Genomic DNA, 15,857 nt, shown 5'->3' on the forward strand with positions numbered 1-15,857 from the left:
TGATCGCCTTCTGCCGTGTTGTCTCAAGTTATGCGCCAGCCAAGACGTACGAGCGACGTTGAGCGAACGCTCAACATACCCCAATGAGCCACGCGCACGGGCAACGGCTACAATCCATGCATGCATGTCTTCCTGCAACAAAACTCCGACGGCAACCAGCCGCCGCGCTACATCCAGCTAACCCTGCAACCGGACCTGTTCGGCGGCTGGGAGTTATTGCGCGAAAGCGGCCAGATCGGCGGGCGCGCGCAACTCAAGCGCGCGCAATACCTGCATCAGCACGACGCCCATGCCGCCTTCGAGAAAGCCCGCGATGCGCAACTCAAGCGCGGCTTCCAGGTCATTTCCACCCGTGGCGCCGACGCGCCGCACTGAGGAATCCTCCCATGCTCAAGAACGACCGCCTGCTGCGCGCGCTGCGCCGCGAGCCCGTGGACCAGACCCCCGTGTGGCTGATGCGCCAAGCCGGGCGCTACCTCCCCGAGTACCGCGCCACGCGCGCCCGCGCCGGTAGCTTCCTGGCGATGGCCAAAACCCCGGAACTGGCCTGCGAGGTCACCCTGCAGCCACTGACGCGTTTCCCCCTGGACGCGGCGATCCTGTTCTCCGACATCCTCACCATTCCCGATGCGATGGGCCTGGAGTTGTACTTCGTCGAAGGCGAAGGCCCCAAATTCCGCCATCCGGTGCGCGATGCTGCGGCCATCGCCCAGCTCGGCGTGCCGGATATGGAAACCGAACTGCGCTACGTCATGGATGCAGTACGGGTGATCCGCCGCGAACTGGACGGCAGCGTGCCGCTGATCGGGTTTTCCGGCAGTCCGTGGACGCTGGCCTGCTACATGGTCGAAGGCGGCGGCAGCGACAACTACGCACGGATCAAGGCGATGGCGTTGAACGATCCGACCGCCTTGCACAAGCTGTTGTCGGTCAATACCGACGCGGTGATCGCCTATCTGGCGGCGCAGCGCGCGGCCGGCGCGCAGGCGCTACAGGTCTTCGACACCTGGGGCGGCGTGCTCAGCCCGGCGATGTACCGCGAATTCTCGCTGCCCTACCTGCAGCGCATCGCCGGCGAGCTGGCCCGCGGCGACGGCGCCGAGCGCACCCCGCTGATCCTGTTCGGCAAGGGCAACGCGCCATACCTGGAGGAACTGGCTGCTTCAGGCGCCGAAGGCGTGGGCGTGGACTGGACCATCGATCTGGCCGATGCGGCGCGCCGCACCGGTGGCCGCGTCGCCCTGCAAGGCAACCTGGATCCAGCGGTGCTGTATGGCGCGCCCGAGGCAATCGAGCGCCAGGTGCAGCGCGTGCTGCACAGCTACGCCGAGGGCAACGGTTCGCCGGACGGCCATGTGTTCAACCTCGGCCATGGGCTATCGCCAGACATGCAGCCTGAGCACGTCGGCGCGCTGATCGCGGCGGTGCAGCGGCACAGTCGGCGCGGCTGATGCGCCGGATCGCCGCGCGGCCCTGCGTTTGCCGTACCGACAACAGTAACTAGAATCGGAGACATCGTCCCCTGCGATTGGATTGCAGATGACCGCCCTGCCGTTTGCACGAGATGCTTCCCCGGTCGGCACCCTCCTGTCGCCCGGCATCGACGCCGTCGTCCAGGAAGCGCTGGAACAACGGCGCTTGGTCGGTGTCCGCGTGCTGGTCGTCCACAACGGCACCTTGATCCACCAGCAGGCCGCCGGCTGGGCGGACCGCGAACGCCAGCAACCGATGACCCTGAACACGCTGTGCCGACTGGGATCGGTGAGCAAGCTCATCGTCTCGGCCGCTGCCTTGGTGCTGGCGGCACAAGGCAAGCTGGACCTGGACGCGGATATCGTCCCCTTGCTAACCGAGTTCCAGCCGCATCTGGCCGATGGCCGTCTCGCCCGGATCAGCGCCAGGCAATTGCTCAGCCACACCGCCGGGCTGGGCTATCGCTTCCTCGAAACCGATGCCGATGGCCCATACACGCGGGCCGGGGTATCCGATGGCATGGACTTGCAGACCATCAGCCTGGAGGAGAATCTGCGCCGCATCGCCAGCGTCCCACTGCTGTACGAACCGGGCACGGCCTGGGGCTATTCGCTGGCAACCGATGTCCTGGGTGCGTTGATCGAGCGCGTGTACGGCGCGCCGCTGGACGAAAGCGTGCGGCAACTGGTCACTGGTCCGCTGGCCATGGACGACACCGGCTTCGTCGTGGGTGATCCACAGCGCATGGAAAAAGTCTATGTCAACGACACGCCGCAGCCGCACCTGCTGACCGAAGGCGAAGTCGTGCCGGCCTTCGAGGGCAAACTCCTGCTGACCTTCAGCCCGGGCCGGATCTTTGATGCACGGATGTTTCTTTCGGGCGGAGCTGGCATGGCCGGAAGCGCGATGGACTTCCTGCAGTTGCTCGAAACCCTGCGCCAGGATGGTGGCACGCTATTGCCCAGCGCACTGATCGCGGACATGGAGCGCGATCACAGCGGGGGATGGAAGATGTCCAGTGCGCCGGGTTTCGGCTATGGCCTGGGTTATATGGTGCTACGCGACCGGCAACTCGCCGCGACACCGGAATCGGTCGGCACCTGGCGCTGGTGCAGTGCCTATGGACACAGTTGGTTCGTGGATCGGGCGCGCCGGCTGAGCGTGGTCGCCTTCAGCAACACTATTCACGAAGGCATGTGCGGCCATTTCGTCACCGCGCTTCGCGATGCGGTCTATGCCACGCTCGACCAACCGCGATAACCCGGCCCCCCGGCCGACTAACGCGGCGGTGCAACGCCCTGAAAATGATGCAATTCCGCGTTACTAGCCCCGGCCATGATACCGTCGGCGACAAGCCTCGCTGCATTGCCAAGCTCAGCGCGACGGCGACGCTGCGCATCGCACGTCACCATCGACCACCTCCATTGCATCGCATGCGGGCAAGCGCCTCGCGCGGTGGACTGAAAACGCAGGACGCAGATGGCTGCCGTCTATGCCAACACGACACCATGGCGACCCGAACTGCGCCATCATTGTCCTTCCAGCCACAGCATGCAGGTCGATGTCTGCGCCATCACCCGATCCGCTGACCATCTCCGCTCAGCAGAATTTCCGACCGCTGCTGTGGTTGGTATCGCTGGCGATCTTCATGCAGATGCTGGATGCGACCATCGTCAACACCGCGCTGCCGGCAATGGCACGCAGCCTGGCGCAGAGTCCGCTACAGATGCAGTCGGTGGTGTTCAGTTATGCACTGGCCGTGGCAATGTTCATCCCCGCCTCCGGCTGGATCGCCGACCGTTATGGCACCCGCCGGGTCTTCCTAGTGGCGATCGTGTTGTTCACCCTGGGCTCGCTGCTGTGCGCGGCGGCGCCGCGCCTGCACTATCTGGTCGCCGCACGGGTGCTGCAGGGCGTCGGCGGGGCGATGTTGCTGCCTGTCGGACGACTGACAGTGATGCGTTCGGTATCGCGCGCGAAGTTTCTCAGCGCGATGAGCTTCATCGCCATCCCGTCGCTGATCGGACCGCTGGTCGGACCGGCACTGGGCGGCTGGCTGGTGCAGATTGCCTCGTGGCACTGGGTGTTTCTGATCAATCTGCCGATCGGCGTGGCCGGCTTCGCCGCCGCACTGAAGATCATGCCCGACCTCTATGGCGAGCAGCGCACCCACTTCGACCTGATCGGCTACGCCATGCTGGCCTTCGGCATGATCGCATTGTCGCTGGCACTGGACGGCATCTCCGAGCTGGGCCTGCGCCACGCATTCGTGATGCTGCTGGCAGTCGCCGGACTAGCGGCGCTCATCGGCTACTGGCTGCATGCAGCCAACACGCCAGCCCCGTTGTTCCCGCTACATCTGTTCAAGGTGGTCAGCTTCCGCATCGGCATCCTCGGCAATTTGTTCTCGCGCATGGGCAGCGGCAGCATGCCATTGCTGATCCCGTTGCTGCTGCAGGTCGGCCTGGACATCAGTCCGATGTACGCTGGCCTGATGATGACGCCGGTGGCACTGGCCGGGATGGTATCCAAGCGCGCAGCGGTGAAGCTGGTCGAGCGCTTTGGCTACCGACGTGTGCTGATGACCAATACAGTGCTGGTCGGCACCGCGATGGCCAGCTTCGTGCTACTGGATCCGGGCAATGCCTTGGGCTGGCAGCTTCTGCAACTCACCATGTTCGGCGCAGTCAATGCGTTGCAGTTCACCGTGATGAACACGGTGACACTGCGCGATCTGGAACGCGAACAAGCCAGCGCCGGCAACAGTCTTTTGTCGATGGTGATGATGCTGACCACTGGCTTCGGCGCTGCGGCCTCTGGCAGTCTGCTGACGGCCTTCGGCGACTATTTCGGCGACAGCCACGGTGCCGTCACCGCCCTGCATGCGACCTTCGTTTGCGTCGGCGCCATGACGCTGACCTCCACCTTGATTTTCTGGCAGTTGCCGGATACGCCATCGCATCCGAGGCAAGTCGAGGACGTGGCGGTGGCCGAGTAAGCGCGATCCGGAGTTGCAGCAAACTGCGGCTTGCATGGACAGGTGATCCAACGCTGCAAAAACGCAAGGCACGGAACCCGCCCAGCTGAGCACGACGCTTATGCGCCATCGACATGGCTGTTCGCCAGTTCCGAATTGCGCATTGTACGTGCTGGCGTTTCCAGCGCTTCAGCCAGCATGTCTCCCGTCACCGGCTTGCGCAGAAAACCATCGAAACCGGCCGCACGCGCCTGGGGTTCAGCGTCGGCATCAGCGCGGGCAGTCACCGCGATCAGCGGCATCGTGTGACCGAAGGCGCGCAGCTGCCGCGCCAACGCCAGGCCATCCATGCCAGGCAGATCGAGGTCGAGCAAGGCGACGTCGAAGACATTGGCCGCGACCTCGGTCAGCGCCGCCAGGGCATGCGCGGCGTGGATCACCCGATGACCACGAGCGGCGAGCAGACCACTGACCACCTCGGCGACGGTCGGGTCGTCCTCGACCAGTAGCACCCGTTGCGGTGCCAATACGGACGTGACCTCACGCACGCCAGAGGTGGGACGCGGTAGCGACGACGGCACCCACGGCAGCGGCAGATCGACGACAAAGCGAGTGCCAGCACCAAGCCGGCTCTGCAGGTCGATGCGTCCTCCCATCGCCACCGCCAATTCCTGACAGATCGCCAGCCCCAAACCGCTGCCGCCGTAACGCGCGGCGGTGCGCGGACCATCGGCCTGTTCGAAACGCTGGAACAACCGCGCCTGTTGTTCGGCGTTGATGCCAGGGCCGGTGTCGACAACCTCGAAGCGCACACCATGAAACTCCTGCAACGGCGCCACCCACAACTGCACGCTGCCGCGCTCGGTGAACTTGATCGCATTGTTGAGCAAGTTCAACAGGATCTGCCGCACCCGCGTGGCATCGCCGGTGGCGGTGACCTGCTCCGGCATCGCATTGTCCAATACGAACGTCAGGCCGTGCCCCTGCGCCATCGGCTCCATCATCGCCGCCAGTTCAGCGATCAGTTGCCCCAGATCGAATGGCTGCTGATCCAGCTCCAGACGCCCGGCCTCGATGCGCGCCAGATCCAGCGCATCGTTGACCAGGCGCAGCAAATGCGTACCGGCGCCGCGAATCGATTCGGTGTAGCCACGTTGTTTTGGATCCAGCGGCGTGGCCAGCAGCAGTTCACTCATCCCCAGCACGCCGGTCATTGGCGTGCGCACCTCATGTCCCAGCGTGGCCAGGAAGCGGGTCTTGGCCAGCGAGGCCTGCTCAGCCACCTCCTGTTTGTGCAGCGCCAGTTGCCATGAGTTGCGCCGACGCAAACGCCGACGGTAAAGATAGGACAACCGCCACACAATCAACAACGCCAGCAATGCCCACCCGACCAGCCCCCACGTGCTGCGCCACCACGGCGGCAACACGTGAAAGCGCATGGCGACCACTCGCGACCACACCTTATCGGCGGTACGCGCCTGCACCTCCAAGGTGTAATAGCCCGATGGCAAGCGCGAGAACAACCGTTCGCCATTGGCACCGACATCGATCCAGTCCGTGTCGTAGCCGCTCAGACGGAAGCGGTAGGTATTGGACTCGGTGTCGTAAAACGACAGCAGCCGCGCGACCACGTTCAGATCTCGATCGCCTTCCCGCAGAACGACCATACCGGCGTGCGACAGCTCCATCAAGGCATCGCCACGCCGTACGCTGACCCGCTCGATCACCAGCGGTGGCTGCCGCCGCGACGGTATCACCTGAGACGGCTCGAATAACACCACGCCATCCGTGGTGCCGCCGAGAATCTGCCCGCCACGCGCCTGAGTCAGCGTCTGTCCTGCAAACTCCTGATTGGGCAAGCCATCGTGTACGCCGTAGGAGCGAATCGCCTTGCTTGCCGGATCGACCCGAATCAACCCACGCACGCTGCTCAACCAGGCTACACCTTTGCCATCGACCACCAGGCCATTCGGTGCAAGCCCTGGGAGCTCATGGCCATCGTCAATGCGGTCGAGCAGGCTCAGTCGGGTACCGTCCCACAGATAACGCTCCAGGCAACCAACACCGGCCAACCAGACCACATTGCCGTCACTGATCGCGAAAGCACTCAATAGCCGCCGCGGCGCGCCCGGCACCGGCTCGAAACGCGCGCGCACCGGGTTCCAGGCCAGCACGCCATACGAGCCCAGCAACCAGGGCTGGCCCTGCGGCCCAGGCTTGAGTGCATTGGCAACGAATTCCGCAGGCAAACCGTCGGTGCCCAGCGCGATGTTGCGCAGTACGTGACCATCGAGATCGCGGATCTGTGCACCGCCAAGATCACTGAACAACCACAGGTGTGCATCCCCGCTGATCGTGGCAAAATTGGTGTTATTCAGGGTCAATGCATCGACCCCGTCGTTCATGCCCCAGCGCATGACTTCGCCACTGACAGGATCGTAGCGCAGCAAACCCTTGGGACCTGCACCCCACACGCGTCCCTGTGTATCTTCGACGATGGCTTGCGGCCAATCGATTCCGAACATCGCCAGCATGTGGTGGCGAACCGCACCCGTGGCCGGGTCGAGCTTGTCGAGTACGCCACGGGTACCTGCCAACCAGACCTCGCCATCCCGCGAAGCCGCAGTAGCCACCACGTAGGGGTTGTACATCGATTCCGGATCATCCACCCGGTAAGACAACACCGAGAACTGCCGCCACTTGGCCGGCAGATACCACAGCCCAGCATTGGCAGTGGCAAACCATAGATCGCCCTCGCGATCCTCGAACCCCAACACGAAGTTCGGCTTGACCAACCCGTGCGCGGAGTTGCTGTATAGAGGCACGTTACGGATCAGGCCCGTCTCGCTCTCCAGACCCAGGCCCTGCATGGTGTCGAACCAGCGATTACCACTGCGATCGTGGGCCAGCATCGCCATCACGCTCCGGCTCGGCAGGTTACGCCAGTAAGGTGTAATTGCCGTGCCGTCGGCACGAAACAGGCGCACTCCAGCTTGATTACCCACCCAGAAAACGCCGTCGTGTTCGGGCTTCAGTCCAAGGACATAGTGATCAACCCCAGAAAGGGACAGGCGTTCGAAACCGTGCCCGTTCCAGCGCGCGGCACCATTGCGGGTACCGATCCAAAGGGTGCCATCGGGCGCCATCGCCAATCTGCTCACATTGATCGATGGCAAACTGCGCTCGTCGCCAGGCTTGGGCATGAAGCGGGTCAGGCGGCCATTTGGTTGCAACCTGTACAGGCCGGCATTGCTTGTTCCGAACCAGATACTGCCGTCGGAAGTGGAAATGACGGCCAACACCGCGCTGGAGCCGATTTGCGGGTAGACGCTGTGGTCGTAGTAGCGGAACGTGCGTCGGTCCGCCGAGAGCATGCCTAGGCCCGCAGTGCCGGTACCGAACCAGATCCGGTTCTGCGCATCGGCATGAACGCTGAAGATGTTGTTGTCGCGCAGCCCGTCCTCGAACCGCCAGATGCGATAACCATGCCCATCGAACCGCGCCAGGCCATCGCTGCTCGCCATCCACAAATAGCCGAGTTTGTCTTCGGTAAGATCATTGATGGTGTTGGACGGCAGGCCATCGGCCACCGTCAACTGACGCGGTTGCGGCGTCAGCGGCACGGCCGCGCCTGCAACCGCAGACCACGCCAACAGTAGCCATCCCAAGATCCATCTCGACCACATCGCGTGTCACTCTCCCGGCTGGCGTCGGTCCCCGCTGCGCAGTCATCATCGTCGACGATAAACACTCGCCATGGCAACCATCGGCTGCCCGTGCTGACCCCTCGTCATGCGCCACAGGCCGCGTCTGCGCGGCACGCACGGCAACGCAAGGCAACGCATCTCACCTCAAACCACATCGCAGGCTCTAGAATCGGACGACCCTTACAGCACAGGTGCTTTCATGTTCAGACACGGCCTCGTTGCCGTTTTGCTGGCCTTGCCGGGCACGGTTCTGGCCGCCCCGGCGCAATACGCGCTGGACCCGGTGCATACGCGGTTACTGTTCGCAATCGATCACGCGGGTTTCTCCAAGGCTTTGGGCACGGTGTCCGGCAGCACCGGCACCCTGGTGTTCGATCCGGACGACTGGCGCAACGCACGCCTGCAAGCACGGGTGCCCTTGCAGCGACTGGAACTGGGCGATGACACCTGGAACCGCGCCGCACTCGCGCACAATCTGCTCGACGGCAAACGCTATCCCGAAGCGCTGTTCGTCTCCACCCGAATCGAACCGGTGGATGCCCGCCACGCCAAGGTGATCGGACAGCTGACCCTCCACGGCGTCACCCGCGAGGTGACCCTGGACGTGACCATGAACGCGATCAAGCGGCACCCGCTGCCGCCGTTCCGTCGCACTGTCGGCTTCTCGGCCACCACTACCTTGCAACGTGCCGACTTCGGCATCAGTTCCTGGCCATCGGTGATCGGTGCGACGGTCGAATTGCACATCGAGGCCGAAGCGACCCGCGAAGGCCGCGCCGACACCGACGCTACGCCGACACCAGCCACGGCACCGTCGTCCGACAAAGCGACCAGCCCAGCCGAACAGGACCGCACGCCATGACCGCAAAGAACACCAAAGACCGCTGGGGCAGTGTCAGCCAGACTCTGCACTGGCTGATCGCTGTGCTGATCTTGCTGCTGGGGGTGGTCGGCCTGACCATGGGCGAGTTGCCGAGGACCCCCAGATACTTCTGGGTGTATACCGCGCACAAGTCGCTGGGCCTGACCGTGCTGGCACTGGTCGTCTTCAGGCTGGGCTGGCGCGTGTACGCCGGCACACCCGCGCCGATAGCGGGAATCCCCGGCTGGCAGGCCCGCATCGCCAGCGCCACACACGCGCTGCTGTATCTGATGATCTTCGCGATACCGCTGTCCGGTTGGCTGTACGATTCAAGTAGCGGTCTGCGCCCGTTCCGCTGGTTTGGGCTGATCGATGTGCCCAAGCTCAGCGCGCCGGACGCACAGTTGAACGCAATGTCGCACGGCGTGCACGAATGGGGCTTCTGGGCCTTGATCGCGGTGGTCCTGGTGCATGCTAGCGCCGCGTTGTACCACCACCTGTTTCAACGCGATGCCACCCTGACGCGGATGCTCCCGCGCGGTTGGCTGTCCTCGTCCAGATTCTGAGGAGTTGTCCCATGTCGTTTCGTTTCGCTTCCCCAGCCGCTGTCGCCGCCAACCTGGTGGCCATGTTCGTTGCCGCCCCCGGGTTCGCCGCCGATTACGTGCAAGCACCCGGCTCGACCCTGGTCTTCGCCAGCAAGTACGATGGCGAAGTTTTCACCGGGCAGTTTCCTGGCTTCGACACCAAGCTCAGCTTCGACCCTGCCAATCTGGCCAGCGCTAAACTTGAGGTGACGATCCCGTTGGCCGGCACCAAGAGCGGCAACGTCGACCGCGATTCCACGCTGAAGAGCGCAGACTTCTTCGATGTGGCCAGGTTCGCCACCGCGCACTACCGAGCAGACAAATTCCGCGGGCTCGGCAGCAACACATACGCGGCCGATGGTATGCTGGAGTTGCGCGGCGTGTCCAAACCGGTAACCCTTACCTTCACTTGGAGTGCCGGCGCGCAGCCGGTGCTGACCGGCAAGGCCACGGTCAAGCGTCTAGATTTCGGCGTGGGGGCCGGCGACTGGGCCGATACCAAAACCATCCCCAACGAAACCGCGATTAGCACCAAAGTGGTGTTCAAGGCGAAGTGATTCGCCACAAGCCGTGACGCACTGCCGCTGAGCGGCGGATTTCCTCGTCGGGTCCGCCGCTTTTTTACACGGGTGGCTCGACCGTGATGTTCAGTCCAGTCCGCTCAGCCAACACCGCACACCATTCGCATCGAACGGCCAATCCAACTCGCGACCATCGGCGGCACGTAACACCGGCACACGCATGCCATAGCGGGCCTCCAGCGCCACATCGCCGTCGATGAACACACTGTCGGGCTCGGCTGTACGGGCCTGTGCCAGAACCCGCAACGCTTGGTCGCACAGGTGGCAATCGTCGCGCTGGTAGAGGATCAGAGACATACGTTGGATTGGATACGAATTAGCGAACCAATACGACACACGGGGGCATAGAATAACCGTCCTTTTGGCCCCCCCCCTCACCGGCACACATGGCTGTCAGCATCTTCGACCTGTTCAAGATCGGCATCGGGCCGAGTTCTTCCCATACCGTCGGACCGATGCGCGCCGCCGAGCGCTTCGTGCATCGCTGGCTGCTGGATCAGGGGACGCTGCAGAACGTGGTGCGCGTGCGCGTCGAGGTGTTCGGCTCACTCGCGCTGACCGGACGCGGCCACGGCACCGACAAGGCCTTGCTGCTCGGCCTGGAAGGCCAGCGTCCAGAACTGATCGACCCGGACATCATTCCCAGCACACTGGAACGCATCCGCAGCAGCAAGCGCATCCAACTGCTCGGCCAGCACAGCATCGCCTTCGACGAAAAGCGCGACCTAGCTGTCAACAAACGCCAGAAGCTGCCCCATCACAGCAACGGCATGCGTTTCACCGCCTATGCCGCCAACGACGAGATGATCGCCACCCGCGACTATTACTCCATCGGCGGCGGCTTTGTGGTCAATCAGGACGATGCCGCCGACGACCGCATCGTCGCCGACCAGACGCCACTGCCCTACCCGTTCAAGAGCGGCGACGAACTGCTAGCTCAGGCCGCGCGCAGCGGCCTGAGTATCGCCGCACTGATGTTCGAAAACGAAAAATGCTGGCGCAGCGAAGAGCAGATCCGCTCGGGTTTGCGCCAAATTTGGAACGCGATGCAAGCGTGCGTGGCACGCGGCATCAGCGAAGAGGGCGCACTGCCCGGTGGCCTGCAGGTCACGCGACGCGCACCCATACTGTATCGCGAGCTGTCCTCCAAACCGGAAGCGGCGATGCGCGATCCCTTGACCACACTGGATTGGGTCAATCTCTATGCGCTGGCGGTGAACGAGGAAAATGCCGCAGGTAGCCGCGTCGTCACCGCACCGACCAATGGCGCGGCCGGAATCATCCCGGCGGTCCTGCACTACTTCGACCGGTTCTGCCCAGGCAGCGACGAACAACACGTATTCGATTTCCTGCTCACCGCGGCAGCGATCGGGATCCTGTACAAGGAAAACGCCTCAATCTCCGGCGCCGAAGTAGGCTGTCAGGGCGAAGTCGGCGTGGCCTGCTCGATGGCCGCGGGCGGCCTGGTTGCCGCACTCGGCGGCAATCCCGGTCAAATCGAGAACGCCGCCGAGATCGGCATGGAACACAACCTCGGCCTGACCTGCGATCCGATCGGCGGGCTGGTGCAGATCCCATGCATCGAACGCAACGCGATGGGCGCGGTGAAAGCGATCAATGCCAGCCGGATGGCCATGCGCGGTGACGGCAAGCACAAGGTTTCGCTGGATAAAGTGATCCGGACCATGCGCGACACCGGCCGCGACATGCAGGACAAGTACAAGGAAACCAGCCGCGGCGGGCTCGCGGTCAACGTCATTGAGTGCTGAGCCGATGCTGCCGACGATGGCCATCGCCTATACCACCATCCGTGTTGTCGCCGGACAAATCACGCGTCATGCGGTACGGCAGATCGGTACGAGCACGCGACGTCACTGGGGCAGTGGAATGTTGCGGCCTTTCCACCATGCTCGCTGGCACAGCCGCGCGCTAGGGCTGGTCATGCTCCTGGGAGCGTGCAATGGCTACGCCCCAGACGCCACAGCGTTGGAAGCGGACAAGCAGTTCAATCACTACGCACGCGACACCTGGGGCTTGGACCAGGGGCTGCCGCAAGTGAGCATCCAGGCATTTGCACAGGATCGACAACGCTATCTGTGGATCGGCACGATGAGCGGGCTGACGCGTTTCGACGGCGTGCGCATGACCTCGTTCAACGACAAAGCGCCGGCCCACCTGCCAGGCACATTGATCCAGGCCTTACGCATGGACGCCAGCGGCACACTGTGGATCGGCACCTACCGCGGGCTGGCACGGTATCGCGATGGTCATTTCTCCAATGTGTTGCCGCAAGACCCGCAGGCGCCGCTGCTCAACATCGAAGCGATCACCGTGGATACCGACGGTACGGTGCTGGTCGCCGCGCAGAACGGCGTTTACGCGGTCGAAGGCGAACGCCTGCGCCTGCGTTATCACATCGCTAGCGGCGCGTATGCGCTACTGCCACATGGACACCAACTCTGGGTCGGCACGCGCGGCGCGGTCCTTCGCCTCGGCGCGGATAGCGCAACGCCGCTGCCGCTGCCGCTGCCGCAGGACATGCGCGATGCGCCAGTGCAGCAACTGCTGGAAGCGCAAGGGCGAGTGTGGGTCGGTACCCGCAACGGCCTGCTGTATCTCCACGCCGGAAGCTGGCAGCGACTGGCTGACGACGCCAGTCTGACCCGACGTGCGGTGCATGCCCTGTTCGAGGACAGCGACGGCAATCTTTGGGTTGGTCTGTCTGGCTCGCTGTTACGCGTGCGCAATGGCAAGGTCGTCGAGCGCAATAACGAAACCAGTCAGAACGCCGCCACCAGCGCAATCTTCGAAGATCGCGAACGCAACCTGTGGCTGGGCAGCAACTGGAACGGCATCAGCCGCCTGTGGAACGGTTTGACCCGGCGCTACAGCGTGCCCCAAGGCTTGAATGACCCACTGGTGTGGACCCTGGCGCGCGATTCCGATGGATCGATGTGGGTCGGGACCGGCAGTGGCCTATCACGATTGCGCGATGGGCACTACCAACAGGTTCTGCGCATGGATCAGTTGCCGACCGACGCGCCCTATACCTTACTCACCGAACCAGGCCAACTGTGGATCGGTACACGTCGCGGGATCGCCCTTTACCGCAACGGACAACTCAGTCAACCGCGGCTGCTGGCGCCCCTGCACGAACTGCAGATCAGCGGCATCGTGCGCGATCACGCGCAACGTCTATGGTTCGCCAGCGACGATGGTTTGTTCCGCAGTGATGGCAAGCATCTGCGCCGCTACGGGATCGGCGACGGCCTGCGCGACGCCCGCATCCGCCTGCTTCACGAAACCCGCGACGGACGCTTGCTGGTGGGCTCGCAAGCCGGGTTGTACGAATTGCGCGGCGAACGCCTGGTCGCACTCGCAACGCCCGACTGCGCGCTCGCCAACGCCGATATCACCGCGATCCACGAGTTACCTGGCGGGCAATGGCTGGTCGGCACACTGTCCGAGGAATTGTGGCTATTCGACGGCAAGCGTTGGAGCATGCTCGACGAAACCGATGGACTGCCGGCGAATGCCCCGTTCTTCATCACCGACGACCCTCAAGGCAATGTCTGGGTTGCCGGGCTGCGCGGCATCTACCGCCTGTACCTGAACAATCTGCTGCAACACGCCGCCACGCCATCCGTAGCATTACAAGCCGAATGGATGATCACCGAACGCGCGCAGCGCCATGGCGGCATGCGCGGGATGTGCTGCAATGGTATCGGTAATGGCAAGGGGTTCATCGAAGGCGGCACGCTGTGGCTGCCCAGCCGCGATGGCGTGGTGGCCATGAACACCACCGGCATCGTCAAAAATCCGGTAGCGCCACTGCCGGTGGTGGAGCGATTGCGCGTACTAGGACAGTGGTTGAACCCGCAGGCACTGCCCACACCCCTGCCGAAACAAGCGCGCGATCTGGATTTCGAATTCACCGCCGCCTCGTTTCAGGTCCCGGAAAGCATCGAATTGCGCTACCGGCTACTCGGCTACGACACCCGCTGGCATTCGCCCGACGACATCCGCCAGCGCGTGGCAACCTATACTAATTTACCCGGCGGCAATTACCTTTTCGAAGTCACCGCCCGCAACAATAGCGGCGTGTGGGCGGTGGCACCGGCGCGATTGCCGTTGCGGATTCAGCCACGTTTGCAGGAAACACCGTATTTCAAGCTGTTACTGGGACTGGGCGAGCTTGGGCTGGTCTTGCTCACCATACAGTTGGCGCGGCTGCACAATCGACGTCAGCGCGAGACACTGGAACAACAGATGCGCGAGCGCACAAAAGCGCTTCAGGAAGCCAATCAGCGCCTGCAGGAAGCCAGCTTCACCGACGAACTGACCCAATTGCGCAACCGCCGCTACCTGTCCCTGCACATTTCCAGCGACATCGCCCTGTACCGACGCATGGCCGACGACGATCAAGACATGGCATCGTCCCCGGCATGCCCAGGCATGCTGTTCGCGTTGATCGACATCGACCATTTCAAGGCAATCAATGACAACAGCGGGCACCACACTGGCGACGCCATCCTGCAACAGATGGCGCAGTTACTGATAAAGCTGACCCGCAAGAGCGACCACGTGGTGCGCTGGGGCGGCGAGGAATTTCTGCTGGTCATGCGCTCGGCCCCACACGAGAACCTGACCGTTGCGGCCGAGCGATTGTGCAATGCGATCGCCGCGCATCCGTTCGTGTTCGACCACGGCAATCAGGGGCGGGTCACCTGTTCGATCGGGATGGCCGAATTCCCGTTCGTGCACGATCCGGACAATCAACTCGGCTGGGAACAACTGCTGGTTTTAGCCGATCGCGCGCTATACCAAGCCAAAGCCAGAGGCCGCAACGGCTGGGCAGCGTACCGACCGCTGCCCGGCACCCAAGCCGAACAGGTCCTGGCGGCGCTGCAGGAGCCATCAGAACGTATGTCGCATCACACCTGCCTGACCCTCGTCCACAACAACTGCAGCGACACCCCTTGAAGTTACACGGATGCACGATACGTTGCGCACCGGGCCATCGCACCTGCACAGATCTGTAATGGCCAACTGAAATCCTGCTCAGGTGTGACTTTCTCGAAGGAGACACCGATGAGCGAAATGATGGAAGAAGAGATCAAGCGGTGGACAGCCCGACGCAAGTCGGCGCTGGTCCTTGAGATCATCCAGGGCAAGACGAGCATGGTGGCCGCCAACCGCCAGTTTGATCTGACGCCAGTGGAGATCGAGAGTCGGTTCGAGGACGGTAAACGCGTCATGAGAATGCCTTACGCGCCAAACCCGAGGACGTGGGCGAGCAGTACAAGTGGCAACTGAAGGACCAGCAGGAGGCCCACAGCGAGGCCATACTGGAGATCCGCCGCGAAAAAATGGCTTCCCTGCTAGTGAAGGACGAGAGTTGATGCGCTGGGTCCAGCAGGGCTACAGGCAGAAGGGGGGGAGTGTGCCGATGACCAAGCTGTGCCGCTGGTTCGGCGTGGCACGCCGCACCGCATATTACGGCCAATCAATTCTACAACCAGCAGCGCCCGCATCAGTCGCTGAAGAGATGAACCAGAATGCAGTCTATGCCGCTACATTAATCGCATGACCTGAGTAGAAACTGGTGGTTCATTACACAAACGTGATTGAAGGCAACCACTCGCAGATCCTCACGCCTACGGGAAAAGG

General features: G+C 63.1%; 13 protein-coding genes. 11 read left to right on the forward strand and 2 right to left on the reverse strand.

Annotated features, from left to right (window positions below):
- The first annotated feature begins 120 nt into the window (after positions 1-120).
- The 4 genes from XalbCFBP2523_RS08030 to mdtD all read left to right on the forward strand — a co-directional run bounded on the left by XalbCFBP2523_RS08030 (position 121) and on the right by mdtD (position 4,471).
- Positions 121-375 carry a WGR domain-containing protein gene (locus tag XalbCFBP2523_RS08030; protein WP_045766042.1) on the forward strand — a complete coding sequence of 85 codons (255 nt, stop codon included), beginning with the start codon at positions 121-123 and terminating at the stop codon, positions 373-375.
- A gap of 11 nt (positions 376-386) precedes the next feature.
- Positions 387-1,451 carry a uroporphyrinogen decarboxylase gene (hemE, locus tag XalbCFBP2523_RS08035; protein ID WP_045766043.1) on the forward strand — a complete coding sequence of 355 codons (1,065 nt, stop codon included), beginning with the start codon at positions 387-389 and terminating at the stop codon, positions 1,449-1,451.
- A gap of 88 nt (positions 1,452-1,539) precedes the next feature.
- A complete protein-coding gene (locus XalbCFBP2523_RS08040) occupies positions 1,540-2,733 on the forward strand; it encodes a serine hydrolase domain-containing protein (RefSeq protein WP_045766044.1) in 1,194 nt (397 codons plus the stop codon).
- Between the two features lie 301 nt (positions 2,734-3,034).
- Positions 3,035-4,471, forward strand: a complete 1,437-nt coding sequence (gene mdtD / locus XalbCFBP2523_RS08045) for a multidrug transporter subunit MdtD (protein WP_045766045.1) — start codon at positions 3,035-3,037, stop codon at positions 4,469-4,471.
- A 98-nt stretch (positions 4,472-4,569) separates the two neighbouring features.
- Here the strand turns inward: mdtD and XalbCFBP2523_RS08050 are convergent, their stop codons facing one another.
- Positions 4,570-8,136, reverse strand: coding sequence for a sensor histidine kinase (locus tag XalbCFBP2523_RS08050; RefSeq protein WP_045766046.1), 3,567 nt, complete (start codon positions 8,134-8,136; stop codon positions 4,570-4,572).
- A gap of 220 nt (positions 8,137-8,356) precedes the next feature.
- Between XalbCFBP2523_RS08050 and XalbCFBP2523_RS08055 the strand changes: the two genes are divergently transcribed.
- Genes XalbCFBP2523_RS08055 through XalbCFBP2523_RS08065 form a run of 3 tightly spaced genes read left to right on the forward strand, consistent with a single transcriptional unit; the run spans position 8,357 to position 10,163 of the window.
- The gene (locus XalbCFBP2523_RS08055; RefSeq protein ID WP_045766047.1) at positions 8,357-9,019 is read left to right on the forward strand and encodes a YceI family protein; all 663 of its coding nucleotides are present in this window, start codon (positions 8,357-8,359) and stop codon (positions 9,017-9,019) included.
- On the forward strand, positions 9,016-9,585 hold the full coding sequence (locus tag XalbCFBP2523_RS08060) for a cytochrome b (protein WP_045758282.1): 570 nt from the start codon (positions 9,016-9,018) through the stop codon (positions 9,583-9,585). Before XalbCFBP2523_RS08055 ends, XalbCFBP2523_RS08060 begins: the two co-directional genes overlap by 4 nt.
- 11 nt (positions 9,586-9,596) lie before the next feature.
- A complete protein-coding gene (locus XalbCFBP2523_RS08065) occupies positions 9,597-10,163 on the forward strand; it encodes a YceI family protein (protein ID WP_045766048.1) in 567 nt (188 codons plus the stop codon).
- A 90-nt stretch (positions 10,164-10,253) separates the two neighbouring features.
- On the opposite strand, the gene XalbCFBP2523_RS08070 is transcribed toward XalbCFBP2523_RS08065, so the two are convergent.
- Positions 10,254-10,484, reverse strand: a complete 231-nt coding sequence (locus XalbCFBP2523_RS08070) for a glutaredoxin family protein (protein WP_045756937.1) — start codon at positions 10,482-10,484, stop codon at positions 10,254-10,256.
- 89 nt (positions 10,485-10,573) lie between these two features.
- Between XalbCFBP2523_RS08070 and XalbCFBP2523_RS08075 the strand changes: the two genes are divergently transcribed.
- From XalbCFBP2523_RS08075 to XalbCFBP2523_RS16565, 4 genes are all read left to right on the forward strand, one after another.
- Positions 10,574-11,956: an L-serine ammonia-lyase gene (locus XalbCFBP2523_RS08075; protein WP_045758284.1), complete on the forward strand. Its 1,383-nt coding sequence runs from the start codon at positions 10,574-10,576 to the stop codon at positions 11,954-11,956.
- A gap of 4 nt (positions 11,957-11,960) precedes the next feature.
- Positions 11,961-15,170, forward strand: a complete 3,210-nt coding sequence (locus tag XalbCFBP2523_RS08080) for a ligand-binding sensor domain-containing diguanylate cyclase (RefSeq protein WP_230599106.1) — start codon at positions 11,961-11,963, stop codon at positions 15,168-15,170.
- A 108-nt stretch (positions 15,171-15,278) separates the two neighbouring features.
- A complete protein-coding gene (locus XalbCFBP2523_RS08085; RefSeq protein WP_230597176.1) occupies positions 15,279-15,503 on the forward strand; it encodes a transposase in 225 nt (74 codons plus the stop codon).
- A gap of 133 nt (positions 15,504-15,636) precedes the next feature.
- On the forward strand, positions 15,637-15,777 hold the full coding sequence (locus XalbCFBP2523_RS16565) for a hypothetical protein (protein WP_158250777.1): 141 nt from the start codon (positions 15,637-15,639) through the stop codon (positions 15,775-15,777).
- Positions 15,778-15,857: the final 80 nt, after the last annotated feature.

The organism is Xanthomonas albilineans (assembly GCF_002939705.1).
Taxonomy (GTDB): Bacteria; Pseudomonadota; Gammaproteobacteria; order Xanthomonadales; family Xanthomonadaceae; genus Xanthomonas_A; species Xanthomonas_A albilineans.